Here is a 16730-nt window from a genome sequence, read left to right on the forward strand (position 1 = left end):
CCCGATGGGAAGACCATGTCCGTACGCCAAAAGTCCCTGCCACCCGGCCTGATCGCGCTGGCCATCGGCGCCTTCGGCATCGGGCTCACCGAATTCGTGATCATGGGGCTGCTGCCCGAGGTGGCCGCCGACTTCGCCGTCACCGAGCCGGTGGCCGGCTGGCTGATCTCCGGCTACGCACTCAGCGTGGCCGTTGGCGGGGTCGCCCTCACCGCGGCGGTCACCCGACTGCCGCGCAAGCCGGTGCTGCTCGGCCTGATGGTGCTGTTCATCATCGGCAACCTGCTCTCCGCCGTCGCCGGCGACTACGCCGTGATGATGGCCGGCCGGATCGTCGCCGCGCTCTGCCACGGCGCGTTCTTCGGCATCGGCGCCGTGGTGGCAGCCGGCCTGGTCGCACCGGCCCGCCGGGCGGGCGCCATCGCCATGATGTTCGCCGGCCTGACCATCGCGAACGTGCTCGGCGTCCCCTTCGGCACCTTCCTCGGGCAGCACTTCGGCTGGCGGTCGACGTTCTGGGCGATCACCGCCATCGGGGTGGTCGCGCTGATCGGGCTGGCCCTGCTCATCCCGGGCCGCGCCGCCGCCACCGCCGACCGCCCGAGCGCCGGCCTGCGCGGCGAGTTGCGTGCCTTCACGCACTCGCAGGTCTGGCTCTCCCTGGTCATCACGGTCCTGGGCTTCGGCGGGATGTTCGGCGCGTTCACCTACATCGCCTACACGCTCACCGAGGTCAGCGGCTTCGCCAGCAGCACCGTCCCGTGGCTGCTCGTCCTCTTCGGAGTGGGGCTGTTCGCCGGCAACCTGCTCGGCGGTCGGACGGCGGACCGGTCGCTGTCACGCACCCTCGTCACCGTCCTGGCGGTGCTCACCGTGGTCCTCGTCGGTTTCGCGCTGACGGCGACGAGCCCGGTGCTGACCATCATCGCGCTGGTGCTGATGGGCGGGTTCGGGTTCGCCACCGTGCCGCCGTTGCAGATGCGGATCATGCAGTACGCCCACCAGGCGCCGACGCTGGCGTCCGGGGCCAACATCGCCGCGTTCAACCTCGGCAACGCGCTGGGCGCCTGGATCGGCGGGGTGACAATCGCTGCCGGGTTCGGCTACACCTCGCCGATCTGGGCCGGCGCCGCGCTCACCCTGGCCGGATTGGGGGTCCTGCTGGCGGCGCTGCGGCTGGCCCGCCGCCAGGAGCCAGCGAAGGCCGACGCCGCCCTGGTCGAGACGGCGGCCTGACCCGCTTACACGAGGACGCCGGGCCGGGCGGATGCCCGACCCGGCGTCACCCTGATCATCGCCCTGCCATCTTCTCGCAATTGCAAGTTATGTGCAACAAGGTCTGGACAGCGCGCCCGAACGGTAACTAGCCTTCCCATCATGAGTCCTTACATCACGGATGCGTGGGCCTGGCAGGAGAGCTGGGACCGTCAGCAGGAGGCCTACCTACCGGACCGGGAACACCGGTTCACCGCCATGCTCGACACCGTCGACGCGGTCCTCGACGGTCGGCCGCCACGAGTGCTCGACCTGGCCGGCGGCACCGGCAGCATCTCGCTGCGTACGCTGGCCCGTTTCCCCGGCGCCGAGGCGACCCTGCTGGACCTCGACCCGGCGCTGCTCGCCATCGCCCGCTCGTCGCTGGCCGACCGGGCCACCATCGTCACGGCCGACCTCGGCACCCCCGACTGGCGCGACGCGCTCCCTCACCGCGAGTACGACGCCGTCCTCACCGCCACCGCCCTGCACTGGCTGCCGGCCGACCGGCTCGGACAGCTCTACGCCGAGCTGCGGGACGTGCTGCGGCCGGGCGGGGTCTTCGTCAACGCCGACCACATGCCGGACGACAGCCTGCCGGAGCTGACCAAGCGGCTGATGGACCGGGCGAGGGACCGGCGCAACGCCCGGTACGCGGCCGGTTCGTTGCTGTCCTGGTCGGACTGGTGGAAGCAGGCCGGGGCGGACCCGGCGCTGGCGCCACTGGTCACCCAGCGGCAGGACATCTACCCGACCGGGCACAGCCCGGAGTGGAACCCGCCGGTTTCCTGGCACCTCGCCGCGCTCACCGCCGCCGGTTTCACCGAGGTCGGCACGGTGTGGCGGGGCGGCGCTGACGCCGCCGTCGCGGCAGTGCGCTGACGCCGCCGTCGCCGGCACTACGCTGAAGAGCCGTGCCAGAGCCATCCGAGCCGCGTAGCGACCCCGACGTCGACCTGCGCGTCCCCGCCGACCGCCGCGAGCTGGCCGTGCGCCCCACAACGGTCCTCGCCGCGATCGCGGCCGGCGGGGTGCTCGGTGCGCTGGCCCGGGCCGGTCTGCAACACGCCGCCCCGCACCCGCCGACCGGCTTCGGTTGGGCGACGTTCGCCATCAACACGTCCGGCTGCCTGCTGATCGGCGTGCTGATGGCGGTGCTCGGGCACCTCGGCGGTGGGCACCTCCTGGCTCGCCCGTTCCTCGGGGTCGGGGTGCTCGGCGGGTTCACCACGTTCTCCGCCTACGCGGTCGACATCCAGCAGGCACTGGTCGCGGGCGCGCCGGGCACCGCGCTGGCGTACCTGGCGGCGACGGTGCTCGGGGCACTCGTCGCGGTCGCGCTGGGCGACGCCGTCACGGCGTCGCTGCTGGGGCGGCGGGCGGCCCGATGACCGTGCTGCTCATCGCCCTGGGCGCGGCCGTCGGCGCGCCGTTGCGTTACCTCACCGACCGGGCGGTCCAGACCCGGCACGACTCGGCGTTTCCCTGGGGCACGTTCACCGTCAACGTGGTCGGCTCACTGCTGCTCGGCGTGCTCGTCGGGTGGCCGGCCGGCCCGGCGCTCACCGCGCTGCTCGGCACCGGGTTCTGCGGCGCGCTGACCACCTACTCCACCTTCAGCTACGAGACGTTGCGGTTGGCGCAGCGCGGTCACCGGCTCCTCGCGCTGGCCAACGTCGTGGGCAGCGTCGCTGTGGGGCTCGCCGCGGCCGCCGCCGGCTACGCCCTGGCCCGCCTCCTGCTGGGCTGACCTCCGGAAATTGCGCCCCGACTGCTGGACCCTCCGAGAACACACCGAGGGTATATACGCGGGGTATACCCTCGGTGTAGTCTCCTCCCATGAGCGTGCCACTGACCCTTCTCGGCCTCCTCGAACGAGAGCCCAGCCACGGCTACGACCTGAAGCGCGACTACGACGCCTTCTTCGGCCGGGGCAAGCCACTGCCGTTCGGCCAGGTCTACTCCACCCTCAGCCGACTGGCCCGCGACGGCAAGGTGGTGATCAGCGACGTCGCTCCCGGCTCCGGCCCCGACCGCAAGCGCTACATCATCACCGACGTCGGCGCGACCGAGGTCGAGCAGTGGCTGACCCAGCCGGTCGACCCGGAACCGCACCTGCAGACGGTGCTCTTCGCCAAGGTCGTGCTCGCGCTGATGCTGGACCGGCCGGCCGCCGAATACCTCGACACCCAGCGCAGCGCGCACCTGCACCGGATGCGTGAGCTCACCGAGCTCAAGCGCGCCGGCGGCCTGGTCGACGCGCTGCTCGCCGACCACGGTCTCTACCACCTGGAGGCGGACCTCCGGTGGATCGAGATGACCGGCGCCCGGCTGGACGCCCTACGGAAGGAGGTGCGGCCATGAGCGTCGTGATCGAAGCACGGGACGTGGCGTTCTCCTTCGGCCAGACGCCCGCCCTGCGCGGCGCGAGCGTCGCCGTTGACGCGGGCGAGATTGTCGCCATCATGGGCCCCAGCGGCTCGGGCAAGTCCACCCTGCTGCACTGCCTGGCCGGCATCCTCGTGCCCGACTCCGGCGAGATCCTCTTCGACGGAGCGCGGGTCGACGCCATGGCCGAGACCCAGCGCAGCAGCCTGCGCAGGGACCGCTTCGGCTTCGTTTTCCAGTTCGGCCAGCTCGTCCCCGAGCTGACCGCCGTGGAGAACGTCGCCCTGCCGCTGCTGCTCAGCGGCGTACACCGGAAGCAGGCGCTGCCGAAGGCGAGAGCCTGGTTCGCGCGCCTCGGCCTGGACGGCCTGGAGCAGCGCCGCTCGGGTGAGTTGTCCGGCGGGCAGGCACAACGGGTCGCCCTGGCCCGCGGTCTGGTCGCCGAGCCGCAGGTGCTCTTCGCCGACGAGCCGACCGGCGCGCTCGACTCGCTGACCGGCGAGCAGGTGATGGACCTGCTGGTCGGCGCCGCCCGCGAGCAGGGCACCACTGTCATCCTGGTGACCCACGAACCCCGGATCGCCGCGTACGCCGACCGTGAGGTCATGGTCCGCGACGGGCGCGTGAACGCGCCGGACCGGATCGCCTCATGATCCGCTTCGGGCTCCGCCTCGCTGTGGCCGGCGGCCGGGAGGCCCTCACCCGCCTGCTCGTCATCGCCGCCGCCGTCGCGGTCGGCAGCGGGCTGCTGCTGACCACCCTCGCCGGGGTCAACGCGGTCAACGCCCAGCTCACCCGGTACGCGTCGGTCTATCCCAACGCCTCGACGGGCGGCGATGCCGATCCTCTGTGGTGGTCGACGCGCGAGGACTACTTCCACGGCAAGCAGATCATTCGGATCGACGTTGCCCCGACCGGCCCGGACGCGCCCACCCCGACCGGCGTCCCGAGCACGCCGGGGCCCGGGGAGTACTACGCCTCGCCCGCGTTGCGGAAGCTGCTGGCCGCCCACCCCGCCGACCAACTGGCTGACCGTTACCCGGGGCGCGACATCGGCACCGTCGGTCCGGCCGGATTGACCTCGCCGGACACCCTGCTCGTCATCCGGGGCGGCACCCCCGACGAGGTGGCCACATTGCCCCTCGCCAGGCAGCTCACCACCGTCGGCGACACTCCCGCGCTGCCCGAGACGACGGTGAACCTCATCCTGAGCGTGATCGCAGGCGGGCTGCTGTTCCCGTTGCTGATCTTCGTCGGCACCGCCACCCGGCTCAACGCGGCCCGCCGGGAGCAGCGCTTCGCCGCGATGCGCCTGGTCGGCGCCACCCCGACGCAGATCTCGGTGGTCGCGGCGGTGGAGGCGACCACCGCGGCCGTCGTCGGCACCGCCGTCGGCTTCGGCCTGTTCTACGCCTTCCGCGGCCCGATGGCGGACATCCCGTTCACGGGCATGCCGTTCTTCCCCAGCGACATGTCGTTGGGCGTGCTGGACACCCTGCTGGTGGCGCTCGGCGTTCCGGCCGGCGCGGCGGTGGCGGCCCAGGTCTCGCTGCGCCGGGTACGGATCTCGCCGCTGGGCGTGACCCGCCGGGTCACTCCCCGCGCCCCGCGGGCGTACCGGCTGATCCCGATCCTGCTCGGTGTCGCCGTGCTGTTCTTCGCCATCGGGTTCCGGCCCCCGACATCCGATGGCCAGGCCGCGGTGTTCCTTCCCGGCCTGCTGCTCATCATGGCCGGCCTGATCCTCGCCGGTCCGTGGCTGACGATGGTCGGCGCCCGGGTCATGGCCCGGTTCGCCAACCGCCCCGCCACCCTCATCGCCGCGCGACGCCTCGCTGACAACCCGAAGGCCGGCTTCCGGGCGATCAGCGGCATCATGCTCGCGCTCTTCGTGACGAGCGTGGCCGTCGGCGTGATCACCACGATCGTCGCCAACCGCGGCCCGGCACCGGTCGGCTCGACCGAGGCGGGACAGGTGTCGCTCTACCTTCCTGAGGATGCACCGGCGACGCCTGACTCGCTCTTCACCGACCTACGCTCGATCACCGGCGTGCGGTCCGCGTTCGCGGTGCGCGAGAACCCGGACTGGATGAGCGCCAGCGAGCCCGGCCTGATCGCGTGCGCCGAGATCCCGAGCGCGTACGGCCGGTGCGCCGAGGGCGCCGCCGTCGCCGAGGTGGCGACGGGTCTCATCCCCTTCCGGGAGTCGGCGTCGTCCACCAGGGTCTGGCCCGCCGCATCGGTTCCACTCGGCGAACTCCGACAGCTGCCGGTGATGTCGATCGTCGTCGACACTGACGGTTCCGCCGCCACCATCGAGCGCTCGCGCACCGCGCTCGAGACCGCCCTGCCGGCCTTCCGGGTGGCGCCGAACGTGCCCGGTGACTTCGAGTCGGAGTTCGCCAACACGCTGCGCGGCTGGGAACAACTGGCCAACGTCATCATCATCGCCAGCCTCGCGCTCGGCGGGTGCAGCCTCGCGGTCAGCGTGATCGGCGGGCTCACCGAGCGCAGACGCCCGTTCAGCCTGCTGCGTCTCAGCGGCGCGCCGGTGCGGGTCCTGCGTCGGGTGGTGGCGTTGGAGAGCGCCGTGCCGATGCTCGCCGTCGCCGCCGTCGCCATCGGGATGGGCCTCCTCGCCGCCCACCTGTTCCTGCGGGCACAGATGGGCTACACGCTGATCGCGCCGGAGCCACGCTTCTACGTGATCGTCGTCGTCGGGTTGGCCGCCTGCCTCGGTGTCATCGCCTCCACCCTGCCGCTGCTGGAACGGATCACCGGTCCGGAGACCGCCCGCAGCGAGTGATCGTCAGACCGTGGGCCCGGTGGTCGGCAGCGCGACCACCGGGCCGAGGACGAAGACGGCGGGCGGACGAATGTCCTCGCGGGCGGCTACCGCGCCGATCTCGTCCAGCCGGGCGGGCACCGACCGCTGGTCGGCCTGCCCGGCGTCCTGCACGGCGAGCACCGGAGTCTCCGGGGCGCGACCGTGCTCGATCAGCATCGACGCGATCTTGGCGATGGTGTCGACGGCCATCAGCAACACGACGGTGCCCCGCGCCCGAGCCAGCGCCGCCCAGTCGACAAGCGAGTCGGGGTGCCCGGGCGGCAGGTGTCCGGACACGACGGTGACGTCGTGCGCCACGCCGCGGTGCGTCACCGGCACGCCGGCGAGGGCCGGTGCGGCGAAGGCGCTGCTCACCCCGGGGACCACTGTCACCGGCACACCGGCCGCCGCGCAGGCCTGCACCTCCTCGTGGCCGCGTCCGAAGACGTACGGGTCGCCGCCCTTGAGCCGGACCACCCGCCGGCCGGCGCGGGCGTGCGACACCAGGGCCGCGTTGATCGCCTCCTGGGCCATCGACGGGCCACGGGGCACCTTGGCGGCGTCGACCACCAGCACGTCGGGGCGAAGTCCGGCGAGCAGCCCCTGCGGGGCCAACCGGTCGACCACCACCACGTCCGCCGCGTCGAGCAACGCCTTACCGCGTACCGTGATCAGGTCGTCGGGTCCGGGCCCACCGCCGACCACAGCGACCGAGCCGTGGTCGTGAGCGTGCCCGTGGTCGTGACCGTGGTGATGGTGGTGGCCGACCGGGTCGTCGGGGTGGTCGTGCGGGCGTTGCGGGCGGCCCACCTTGTCGGCGAAGCCGGGCATCAGCACCCGGTACGCGCAGGTGTCGCAGTTCATCCGGATGTCGCCGCCCAGCGCCTCCGCGTAGCGTTCCCGCACCAGGTCGGCGAGGGCGTCGCAGTCGCCGATCACCTCGGCCACCCGCACGTCGAGGTCGGGGTGGGCAGTGGCGAACTCCGCCGACTGGGCGACGATCCGGTCCGGCAGCACCCCGGCGAACAGGAAGTACGGCGCGACGACGATCCGCCGCGCGCCGAGGCGGCGCAGTCGCTCCAGCACGGCCGGCACCGACGGAGACGCGAGGGAGACGAAGCCGGGCTCGACGCCCGCGTAGCCGCGCCCCTCCCAGAGCAGCCGGGCGACCTTCGCGACCTCGGCGTTGGCGTCCGGGTCGGTGGAACCCCGCCCGATCAACGCCACCCACGTGCCGGCCCGGTCGACCGTGTCGGCCTGAACCGCACCGGCCAGTCCCGTGCCGGCCAGCGCCGCGTCGATGCGCTCTTCGAGGGCCTCGTGCAGCAGCGGGTGCGGGCCGAGTGGGCGGCCGTAGCGGTAGCTCAGCCCGGGGTGACGCTCCTGCTCGCGGGCCATCGCGGCGGGGATGTCGCCCTTGCCGTGTCCGGCGGCGGTGAGCACCAGCGGCAGCGCCACCAGCGCCCGGTGCCCGCGCGCGACGAGCGCGCCGACCGCGTCGGTCAGCGGGGGGCGGGACAGCTCGATGAAGCCGCCCTCGACGTCGCCGACGTCACCACGACGGCGGACCCGCTCGACGAGCGCGGCGAACTGGTCGACCCCGGCCGCGCTACGCGTACCGTGCCCGACGATGACCAACCCGGTCATGACTTCTCCTCGACGTAGAGCAGGGCGTTGAGGGCGGCGGCGGCGACCGCCGAGCCGCCCTTCTCGCCCACGTTGGACACCCCGGGCAGGCCGCTGGCCCGCAGCGCCGCCTTCGACTCGGCGGCCCCCACGAAGCCGACCGGCAGGCCGACGACCAGCGCCGGTGCGGCGTCCACTGTGAGTAGTTCGACAAGCGCGGTCGGCGCGCAGCCGACCACCCAGACCGCGCCCGGGCCGACCCGGGTCAGTGCGATCCGCACGGCCGCCGCCGAGCGGGTGATCCCGGCCTCGCGGCCCAGCTCGGCGGCGGCCGGCTCGGCGACCGGGCAGACCAGCTCCAAACCGGCCCGGGTGATGCCGGCGGCGACCATCGCCACGTCGGTGACCACGGGCGCCCCGGCGCGCAACGCCGCCAGGCCCGACTCCAGCGCCGCCTCGTCGCAGACCAGCTCGTCGACGTACGCGAGGTCGGCGCTGGCGTGCACCACCCGTTCGGTCACCGCTCGGCAGAGCGGCGGCAGGTGTGACAGGTCGACCCGCTCGCGCAGGATGCGGTACGACTCGACCTCGATGGGATGCACCACCCGGCTCATCGGGCTCCTCCGCAGGGGGCGGGCTCGACGACGCGGATCGCGTCAGGGCCAGCGACGACGCGGATCGCGTCAGAGTCAGCGACGACGCGGATCGCGTCAGACTCAGCGACGACACGGATCGCGTCGACCGGGCAGATCTCCAGGCACTCCAGGCAGCCGGTGCAGCGGTCGGCGCGGACGGTCAGGCCGCCGGGGACGGGCCGGATCGCGTGCGTGGGGCAGGTGAGCAGGCAGGCGCCGCACCCCTGGCAGGCGCCGATCGTCACGATCGCCACCGGTACCCCCGGGGTGTGACCATCCGGCCGGCGACCAGCCTCGTGTCGCTGTTGCCGACCACGACGACGCTGTACATGTCGACCGCAGTCGGGTCCACCGTGGTCAGGGTGGCCAGGTGCACCCGCTCGCCGGGGCGGCTGGCGTTGCGTACCACCCCGACCGGGGTGTCCGGTGGCCGGTGCGCGGCGAGGATCCCGAGCGCCTTGCCGAGCTGCCAGTCGCGCGCCCGGCTGCGCGGGTTGTAGAACACCGTCACGAAGTCGCCCTCGGCGGCGGCAGTCACCCGCCGCTCGATGACCTCCCACGGTGTGTGCAGGTCGGACAGACTCACATAGGCGTGGTCGTGGCCGAGGGGCGCGCCGAGCAGTGCCCCGGCGGCGAGCGCGGCGGTCACCCCGGGCACGCCCACCACGTCGATCCGCTCGTCGGCGTACTCCAGGGCGGGGCTGGCCATCGCGTACACCCCGGCGTCGCCGGACCCGACCAGCGCGACCGCCCGGCCGGCGACGGCCTCGGCGACGGCGGCGCGGGCCCGCTCCTCCTCCGCGCCCAGCCCGCTGGACAGCACCCGGGTGCCCGGGCGAAGCACGTCGCGGACCTGGTCGAGGTACTGGTCCAGGCCGACCACCACGGCCGCGCGCCGCAGCTCGGCCACCGCGCGAGGGGTGCGCAGGTCGGCCGCGCCCGGCCCGAGCCCGACCACGGCGAGCCGGCCGCGCGGCGCGTGCCGGGCCACCGCCACGGTGGCCATCGCCGTCGCGGTCTTGCCCACCAACAGCGCGGCGTCGTCCGGTCGGCCCGTCGGGCCGAGCAGCGCCGCCGCCTCCGACACGCTCGGCGTGCCGACCGCGGCGCGGACCACCTCGCTGGGATGCGGCACGTCGACGGTGGCCAGCCGCGTCGCCGGCCAGGTCACCAGGGGTACGCCGAGCGCGTCAGCGGTGCTCAGGATGCCCGCCTCGTCGGCTTTGACGTCGGCGCTGGCCAGACAGCGCAGGCTCGCCGGGTCGAGGCCGGCCTCGGCCAGCACCCGGTGCAGCAGCTCCCCCACCTCGGCGGCCGGTACGCCCCGACTCGCGCCCACCCCGGCGACCAGCGACGGTGGCCGCAGCACGGCGGTCCGCTCGTCGAGCGGCACCACCCGGTCGGTGACCAGCAGCCGGTAACCGCCGTCCACGGCGCCCTCATCGGTGGTCTGGACGTTCGGGGGCAGGGCGGGCAGCGGCCAGTCGGCGTCGGCGACCAGTCGGACCGGCTCGCCGTCCAGGATGGCCCGGGACACCGCGGCGACCGCGCCCTGCACGGGCCAGCCGAGGGTGTCCAGCCCCGGCAGGTCGACCGCGTCGGTGGCGGTGGTGATCACCGGTCGGGCGTCCAACACCTCGCCGACCTGCTCGGCGAGGTCGTTGCCGCCGCCGGCGTGCCCGCCGAGCAGCGCCACGGCGTGCCGGGCGGCCTCGTCGACGACCACCACGGCAGGGTCGCTGCGCTTGTCGGTGAGCAGCGGCGCGAGGATCCGCACCACCGCGCCGGTGGCCAGGAACGCGACAACCGCGTCGCACTCGGCCCAGGCGCCGCGCAGCGCGTCGGCCGCGCTCTCCCCCTCGACCAGTCGGGCGTGCGGCCAGGCGGTGGCCACGGTGTCGGCGTGCCGTCGGCCGGCGGCGGTGGCCGCCACCAAACCGATCCGAGCGGGCGGGTTTCGGTGGTTCACGGGCGCTCCCCGGTGAGGACGACCACCGGGTTGGTGGCCGCGAGGCGGATCGACCCGCCGGGCAGGTCGGCGAGGCGGGCGGCGGAGAGCTGGCTGCCCTCGACCGTGTAGCCGGCGGCGCGCAGCAGAGCCACGGCCGGCGCGACCCGGTCCAGGGCGGCCAGGGTCAGCACCACCCGCTCAGGTTGGCGGGCCACCACGGCGGTGAGGGTGTCGGCGCCGCCACCGCCGACGAAGACCGCGTCGGGTTCGGGTAGGCCGGCCAGCGCCTGCGGGGCTCGACCGGTGACGAGCCGGACGTGCACGGCGTGCGCGGTCGCGTTGGCCCGGATGGTCGCGCCGGCCACGGGGTCCTGTTCGACGGCGAGCACTGCCGCGCCGAGCAGCGCGCACTCGATGCCGACCGACCCGCTGCCCGCGCCGACGTCCCAGACCAGCCGGCCCAGTCGGGGTCGCAGCCGGGCGATGACGAGGGCACGCACCTCCGACTTGGTGATCATGGAGTCCCGGTGGGCGTACCGGGTCTCCGGCAGCGCCCAACCGCCGGCCGGGGCGGCGGCCGGCTGGTTGTCGGAGCGCATCCCAGCGGGCTCGACCCGATCGGGCGCGGCGTCGGTGGTCGCAACGGGTGCGACGTCGGCGATGCTGAGCACGACGTGCGGGTCGGCCCAGGTCTCGGCGGCGGCCTGCTCGGGGGTCACCGCGCGGATCCGTTCGGCGGCGGTGCCCAGGTGCTCGGCGACCAGCAGGCGGCGGGACCATCCGACCAGGCCGGCGCCCAGCTCGGCCGCACCGGCGCCGGGTGCGGTGAGCACCGCGACCAGCGGCAGCGCGCGGCAGGCGTTCAGGGCCGGTCGCGGGTCGCGGCCGTGCGCGGTGACCACGGCGGCGCCGTCCCAGGGCAGGCCGGCACTGGCGAACGCGGCGGCCACACTGGACACCGCCGGCACCACCCGCAGCGGCAGTCCGGCCGCGCGCAGCCGCCGGACGATGCCGAACAGGCCGGGATCCCCGCTGGCCAGCACGACGGCCGGCACCCCGGCGGCGACGGCCTCGGCCAGCCGGTGCACGGCGGGGGCGAGCGGCCCGAGGGTCACGGTGTCCGCGCCGGGCGGTACGGGCACCGCGGCCAGGTGCCGGGCGGCCCCGACGACCAGCCCGGCGGCGACCAGCAGCGGCGCGAGCGCCGGGTGCGGTGGGGCACCGGCGGCGTCCAGCCCGACCACTGTCACGCCGGTCGCCTGCGCCGTCCGCGTCATCGGGGCCACCGGCCGGACGAGGCGACGACGTGTGAGCCTGCGAAGTCGACCATCGCCACGTCCACGGTGACCGTCGGCCCACCGAAGCGCCGCAGCACCTGGCGGACCCGCTGGCAGAGCAGGTCACCGGCCGGGGCGAGCAGCCCGGCAGCCTCCCACAGCTCGTACGCGTGCCGCCCGGTGTTCGCCTCGGTAACGGCGGCGACGAGCGACGCGTCGCCACCGGCCTCGGCGGTCACAGCGCCGAGCAGGGACAGGTCCACCTTGGAGCGCGTGTAGTGCGTCATCAGCACCCCGGCGGCGAGTTTGGCCAGCTTGCCGGCCATGCCGACGAAGACCACGCCGGTCATGCCGTCCTCCACCGCGGCGGTCACCGCGGCCCCGGTGAAGTCGCCGACCTCGACGAAGCAGACCTCGTGCAGGTCGGGCAGCAGCGCGCGGGCGGCCCGCTCGGTACGCCCACCGGTGCACAGCACCACAGCCGGCTCGCCCTGGGCGGCCATCACGTGCACGGCCTGCACGACGCTGGCCCGCCAGGACGCGGTGGAGAACGGGCGCACGATGCCGGTGGTGCCGAGGATCGAGATGCCGCCGAGGATGCCGAGCCGCCGGTTGGTGGTCTTGCGGGCCATGATCTCGCCCCGGGGCACGCTGATCACCACGCGTACGCCGACCTCGCTGAGGTCGACCACCTCGGCCACCGCGTCGCCGATCATCCGGCGGGGGGTGTCGTTGATGGCCGGGCCGCCGACGGTAAGCCCCAGACCGGGTTTGGTGACCGTGCCGACGCCGGAACCACCGGCGAGCCGCAGACCGGGGACGTCGGTCCAGTCCACTGTGGCGGTCAGCTCGGCCCCGTGGGTGACGTCCGGGTCGTCGCCGGCGTCCTTGACCACCACCGCTTCGGCGCGCACCGGAGGGGTGCCGGTCACCTCGCAGCGCTCGACCGGGAAGCGCACCCGCCGCCCGGCGGGCAGGCCGATCTCCACGTCCGGCTGGATCTCCCCGGTGACCAGCGCGGTGACCGCGGCCTTGGCCGCCGCCGTCGCGCAGGCGCCGGTGGTCCAGCCGGTACGCAACGCTGTGGGCCGTACCTTCGCGGTCCGTGGCAGGTCCGGCTCACGCAGCGGCGGCCCGGCGTACGTCATGGTGTGTGCCCCGGTGTGGCTGTCCCCCCGGTGCGGTCGCCGGCCTGGCGGCGCAGCTCGGCACGGGCGGCCGGCTCCGCCTTGCGGAAGGTGTGGAAGTGCCCGGGGTGGTACAGGTGCGAACGGGTGCCCTCGGCGGCGAGGGCCGGCCCGACGAGGAACAGGGTGTGCTTCCACAGCTTGTGCTGCTTGACCGTCGCCTCCAGCGTGCCGACCGTGCAGCGCACCACCAGCTCGTCGGGCCAGGTCGCCTGGTACGCGACCACTGCCGGGGTGTCCTCCGGGTAGCCGCCGGCCAGCAGCTCGGCCTGCACCTGCCCGGAACGGGCGGCGGAGAGGAACAGCGCCATCGTGGTGCCGTGCCGGGCGAAGTCCCGCACCCGCTCGCCGGGCGGCATCGGGGTCTTGCCACCCTCCAGGCGGGTGAGGATCACCGACTGGGCCACCTCGGGCACTGTCAGCTCCCGCCCGACGATCGCCGCGACGGCGGTGAACGAGGAGACCCCGGGCACGATCTCCACGGCGAGGCCGAGCGCCGAGCACAGCTCCAGTTGCTCCTGCACCGCGCCCCACAGCGCCGGATCGCCGGAGTGGATCCGCGCTACGGTCAGCCCCTGCTCGGCGGCACGCTGGTAGAGCGGCAGCACGCCCTCGATGGGCAGCTGCGACGAGTCGATCACCTGCGCGCCGGGGCGGGCGTGGTCGAGCACGTCGGCGTGCACCAGGCTGGCCGCCCAGATCACGATGTCCGCCTCGGCGATCACCCGGGCGGCCCGCACTGTCAGCAGGTCGGCCGCCCCCGGCCCGGCTCCGACGAACCACACCTTGCCGTCGCTGGTCACAGCTTTCCTCCTCGGTGGTCGCGGCGGGCCGGCACCAGCAGCGTCGACAGGTACGGCAGGTCGTGCTCGGCGTCGTCGACCGGGCCGATCCGTTCACCGGGCAAACCCAGGCTGCGCCCGAGCACCGCGTCGGAGAGCCGGCCCTGTCGACGCAGCTCGGCGAGCAGTTCGGGGTGCCGCCGCCAGCCCTTGTAGGCGACCACGGTGCCCGGCCCGGCGAGGGCGTCGGCGAACAACGCCAGACCCGCGGTGGCGGGCAGCAGGGTCAGCGGTTCGCGTCCCTCACAGAGCGGGGTGCCGCTGCGCGCCGCGAGCTCCTGCATGGCGGTGACGCCCGGAACGGTGGTCACCCGCAGGCCCGGGCGCAGCGCGCGGACGCTCTGGGCCAGGTAACCGAAGGTGGAGTAGACGTTGGGGTCGCCGATGGTGGCGAAGGCGAGGGACCGTGCGCCCGCGTCGATCGCCTCGACCACCACCCGGGCGGCGTCGTCCCAGGCGGCTGCCCGGCGCGCGGTGACCCCACCCCGGTCGTCCAGCGCGAAGGGCAGCCGGCGCAGCCGGTCCACCGCGACGTGGGGCCGCACTGTCGCCTCGGCCCGCCCGGCATCCGCACCCGCCGGCGTCGCGGCGGCAGTCACCGTGGGTTCGACCCGGTCCGCCATCACGGGTACGAAGACGACGTCGGCCTCGCGCAGCACCCGCACCGCCTTGACGGTGAGCAGTTCCGGGTCGCCGGGGCCGACACCGACCCCGGTCAGCGTGGCGTCGGCGCTCATCGGCACGCCTCGACGAGCCGGCGGGCCGCCTCCGGGTGACCGGCCCAGTGGGTGTGCAGGTAGGAGGCGTGCACCCGACCGCTCACGAAGCCGTGCTCCGCGTCGTTCCAACGCCACGCCGGTCGGTCGCCGTGCCCCGGGTCGGTGGTGGTGCGGTGGAACTCGTGGCCGCGTACCGGCTCGCCGGCACGGGCCACCGGGGAGTCGGTGACCGCCACGGCCTCGCGGTAGCCGAGGGTGAGCCAGCCGGTCATCCGGGCGGTGAGGTCCAGCCGCCCGCACATCGGTACGTCGTCCAGGGACCGCCCGAGGTAGAGCAGCCCGGCGCACTCGGCCACGATCGGCCCGTCGAAGTCGGCCAGCTCGGCGCGCAGCGTGGTGTTGCCGGCCAGCGCCTGGGCGTACGCCTCGGGGAAGCCACCGCCGATGACCACCGCGCGGGTGCCGGCGGGCAGTGCCGGGTCGCGCAGCGGGTCGACGGTGAGCACGTCCGCGCCGGCGGCGGTGAGCAGTTCGGCGGTCTCCGCGTACGAGAAGGTGAAGGCCGGACCACCGGCGAGCGCGACCACTGGCCGCTCGGCGCCGGCCGGCCCGCCGACGGCGGTGACCGGGTCCCACGCGGGGGTGGTCAGCGGTGCGGCGGTGCGGGCCAGGTCGAGCACGGCGTCGAGGTCCACTGTGGCTTCGACCAGCTCGGCGAGCGCGGTGACGATCGCCAGGGACTCGGGGGCCCGCTCGGCGACCGGGACCAGCCCGAGGTGCCGGGCCGGCGCGGCCACCTCGGCGGCGCGGGTGACGGCTCCGAGCACCGGTACGCCGACCTCGGCGAGGGCGTCGCGCAGCAGGGTTTCGTGCCGTGGCGAGCCGACGCGGTTGAGGATCACCCCGCCGATGCGCACGGCCGGGTCGAAGGCGGCCATGCCGAGGGTGAGCGCGGCGGCCGAGCGGCCCTGGGCCGTGGTGTCCAGCACCAGCAGCACGGGCGCCTCGATCAGCCGGGCGACGTGTGCGGTGGAGGCGTAGTCGCGGCGGCCGACGGCGCCGTCGTGCAAGCCCATGACGCCCTCCACCACGGCGATGTCGGCGGGTGTGGGGACGCTCGCGCCGTGGCGCAGCAGACCGGCGATCCGCTCGACGCCGACCAGGAACGGGTCGAGGTTGCGCCCGGGCCGGCCGGCGGCGAGGGCGTGGTAGCCGGGGTCGATGTAGTCGGGGCCGACCTTGTGCGGGCTGACCGTCAGGCCGCGACGGCGCAGTGCGGCGAGCAGCCCGGTGGCGATGGTCGTCTTGCCGTGGCCGCTGGCCGGTGCGGCGACGACGACCCGAGGCAGCGGCCACGGGTCGGTGGTCGTGGTCACCACTCGATGCCCTTCTGGCCCTTCTGGCCGGCGTCCATCGGGTGCTTGACCTTGGTCAGCTCGGCCACCAGGTCGGCGGCGGCGACCAGGCGCGGGTCGGCGTCCCGTCCGGTGATGACGACGTGCTGGAAGCCGGGCCGGTCGGCCAGTGTGGCGACCACCTCGTCGACGTCCACCCAGCCCCACTTCATCGGGTAGGTGAACTCGTCCAGCACGTACAGCCCGTAACGCTCGGCGGCCAGGTCGCGCTGGATCTGCCGCCAGCCCTCCAGGGCGTCGGCGGCGTGGTCGGCGTCGCCGCCGCGCTGGATCCAGGACCAGCCCTCACCCATCTTGTGCCAAGCGACCGGCGCGCCCTGGCCGGTGCGCTCGTGCACCTCGCCGAGCGCCCGGAAGGCGTTCTCCTCCCCCACCCGCCACTTGGCGCTCTTGACGAACTGGAACACCCCGATCGGCAGACCGGCCGTCCAGGCTCGCAACGCCAGCCCGAAGGCGGCTGTCGACTTTCCCTTCATCTGTCCGGTGTGGACGATCAGCAGCGGTCGGTGCCGTCGCTGCCGGGTCGTCAACCCGTCGGCGGGCACCACGCTCGGCTGTCCCTGCGGCATCAGCACTCTCCCCTTCGGGCGATCCTGCGGTTGCGGTCGG

At 74.3% G+C, this 16730-nt stretch carries 17 protein-coding genes; 7 read left to right on the plus strand and 10 right to left on the minus strand.

Features of this window, described 5'->3' with window-relative positions:
• Nucleotides 1-15 precede the first annotated feature (15 nt).
• From GA0070619_RS13500 to GA0070619_RS13530, 7 genes are all read left to right on the plus strand, one after another.
• Nucleotides 16-1236: an MFS transporter gene (locus GA0070619_RS13500; RefSeq protein WP_231927407.1), complete on the plus strand. Its 1221-nt coding sequence runs from the start codon at nucleotides 16-18 to the stop codon at nucleotides 1234-1236.
• Nucleotides 1237-1377: 141 nt separating this feature from the next.
• Complete coding sequence (locus GA0070619_RS13505; RefSeq protein ID WP_088948379.1) at nucleotides 1378-2136, plus strand: class I SAM-dependent methyltransferase; 759 nt, start codon at nucleotides 1378-1380, stop codon at nucleotides 2134-2136.
• Nucleotides 2137-2168: 32 nt separating this feature from the next.
• Nucleotides 2169-2645: a fluoride efflux transporter FluC gene (locus GA0070619_RS13510; protein ID WP_088948380.1), complete on the plus strand. Its 477-nt coding sequence runs from the start codon at nucleotides 2169-2171 to the stop codon at nucleotides 2643-2645.
• A complete protein-coding gene (crcB, locus tag GA0070619_RS13515) occupies nucleotides 2642-3004 on the plus strand; it encodes a fluoride efflux transporter CrcB (RefSeq protein WP_088948381.1) in 363 nt (120 codons plus the stop codon). Before GA0070619_RS13510 ends, crcB begins: the two co-directional genes overlap by 4 nt.
• 89 nt (nucleotides 3005-3093) lie before the next feature.
• Nucleotides 3094-3618 (plus strand): PadR family transcriptional regulator, encoded by a 525-nt coding sequence (locus GA0070619_RS13520; RefSeq protein WP_088948382.1) that lies wholly within the window; start codon nucleotides 3094-3096, stop codon nucleotides 3616-3618.
• Nucleotides 3615-4295 (plus strand): ABC transporter ATP-binding protein, encoded by a 681-nt coding sequence (locus GA0070619_RS13525; protein WP_088948383.1) that lies wholly within the window; start codon nucleotides 3615-3617, stop codon nucleotides 4293-4295. The genes GA0070619_RS13520 and GA0070619_RS13525 overlap by 4 nt, the downstream gene beginning before the upstream one ends.
• Complete coding sequence (locus tag GA0070619_RS13530; RefSeq protein WP_088948384.1) at nucleotides 4292-6448, plus strand: FtsX-like permease family protein; 2157 nt, start codon at nucleotides 4292-4294, stop codon at nucleotides 6446-6448. The genes GA0070619_RS13525 and GA0070619_RS13530 overlap by 4 nt, the downstream gene beginning before the upstream one ends.
• Nucleotides 6449-6451: 3 nt before the next feature.
• Here GA0070619_RS13530 and cobA read toward each other — a convergent pair whose 3' ends face one another.
• The 10 genes from cobA to cobO are packed head-to-tail and all read right to left on the minus strand — an operon-like array spanning nucleotide 6452 to nucleotide 16690.
• On the minus strand, nucleotides 6452-8116 hold the full coding sequence (gene cobA, locus GA0070619_RS13535) for a uroporphyrinogen-III C-methyltransferase (RefSeq protein WP_088948385.1): 1665 nt from the start codon (nucleotides 8114-8116) through the stop codon (nucleotides 6452-6454).
• Complete coding sequence (locus GA0070619_RS13540; RefSeq protein WP_088948386.1) at nucleotides 8113-8709, minus strand: precorrin-8X methylmutase; 597 nt, start codon at nucleotides 8707-8709, stop codon at nucleotides 8113-8115. The genes cobA and GA0070619_RS13540 overlap by 4 nt, the downstream gene beginning before the upstream one ends.
• Entirely contained in the window at nucleotides 8706-8984 is a 279-nt protein-coding gene (locus GA0070619_RS33940) for a DUF362 domain-containing protein (RefSeq protein WP_331716863.1), read from the minus strand. Before GA0070619_RS33940 ends, GA0070619_RS13540 begins: the two co-directional genes overlap by 4 nt.
• Complete coding sequence (gene cobJ / locus GA0070619_RS13550) at nucleotides 8972-10699, minus strand: precorrin-3B C(17)-methyltransferase (protein WP_088948387.1); 1728 nt, start codon at nucleotides 10697-10699, stop codon at nucleotides 8972-8974. Before cobJ ends, GA0070619_RS33940 begins: the two co-directional genes overlap by 13 nt.
• Nucleotides 10696-11958, minus strand: coding sequence for a precorrin-6y C5,15-methyltransferase (decarboxylating) subunit CbiE (gene cbiE, locus GA0070619_RS13555; protein ID WP_088951781.1), 1263 nt, complete (start codon nucleotides 11956-11958; stop codon nucleotides 10696-10698). Before cbiE ends, cobJ begins: the two co-directional genes overlap by 4 nt.
• Complete coding sequence (locus GA0070619_RS13560; protein WP_088948388.1) at nucleotides 11955-13106, minus strand: cobalt-precorrin-5B (C(1))-methyltransferase; 1152 nt, start codon at nucleotides 13104-13106, stop codon at nucleotides 11955-11957. The genes cbiE and GA0070619_RS13560 overlap by 4 nt, the downstream gene beginning before the upstream one ends.
• Complete coding sequence (gene cobM / locus GA0070619_RS13565) at nucleotides 13103-13948, minus strand: precorrin-4 C(11)-methyltransferase (RefSeq protein ID WP_088948389.1); 846 nt, start codon at nucleotides 13946-13948, stop codon at nucleotides 13103-13105. Before cobM ends, GA0070619_RS13560 begins: the two co-directional genes overlap by 4 nt.
• Complete coding sequence (gene cobI, locus GA0070619_RS13570) at nucleotides 13945-14724, minus strand: precorrin-2 C(20)-methyltransferase (RefSeq protein ID WP_088948390.1); 780 nt, start codon at nucleotides 14722-14724, stop codon at nucleotides 13945-13947. Before cobI ends, cobM begins: the two co-directional genes overlap by 4 nt.
• Nucleotides 14721-16082 carry a cobyrinate a,c-diamide synthase gene (locus tag GA0070619_RS13575; protein WP_088951782.1) on the minus strand — a complete coding sequence of 454 codons (1362 nt, stop codon included), beginning with the start codon at nucleotides 16080-16082 and terminating at the stop codon, nucleotides 14721-14723. The genes cobI and GA0070619_RS13575 overlap by 4 nt, the downstream gene beginning before the upstream one ends.
• Nucleotides 16079-16690 carry a cob(I)yrinic acid a,c-diamide adenosyltransferase gene (gene cobO / locus GA0070619_RS13580; RefSeq protein WP_088951783.1) on the minus strand — a complete coding sequence of 204 codons (612 nt, stop codon included), beginning with the start codon at nucleotides 16688-16690 and terminating at the stop codon, nucleotides 16079-16081. Before cobO ends, GA0070619_RS13575 begins: the two co-directional genes overlap by 4 nt.
• Nucleotides 16691-16730 lie beyond the last annotated feature (40 nt).

This window comes from Micromonospora zamorensis (assembly GCF_900090275.1).
Lineage (GTDB): Bacteria > Actinomycetota > Actinomycetes > Mycobacteriales > Micromonosporaceae > Micromonospora > Micromonospora zamorensis.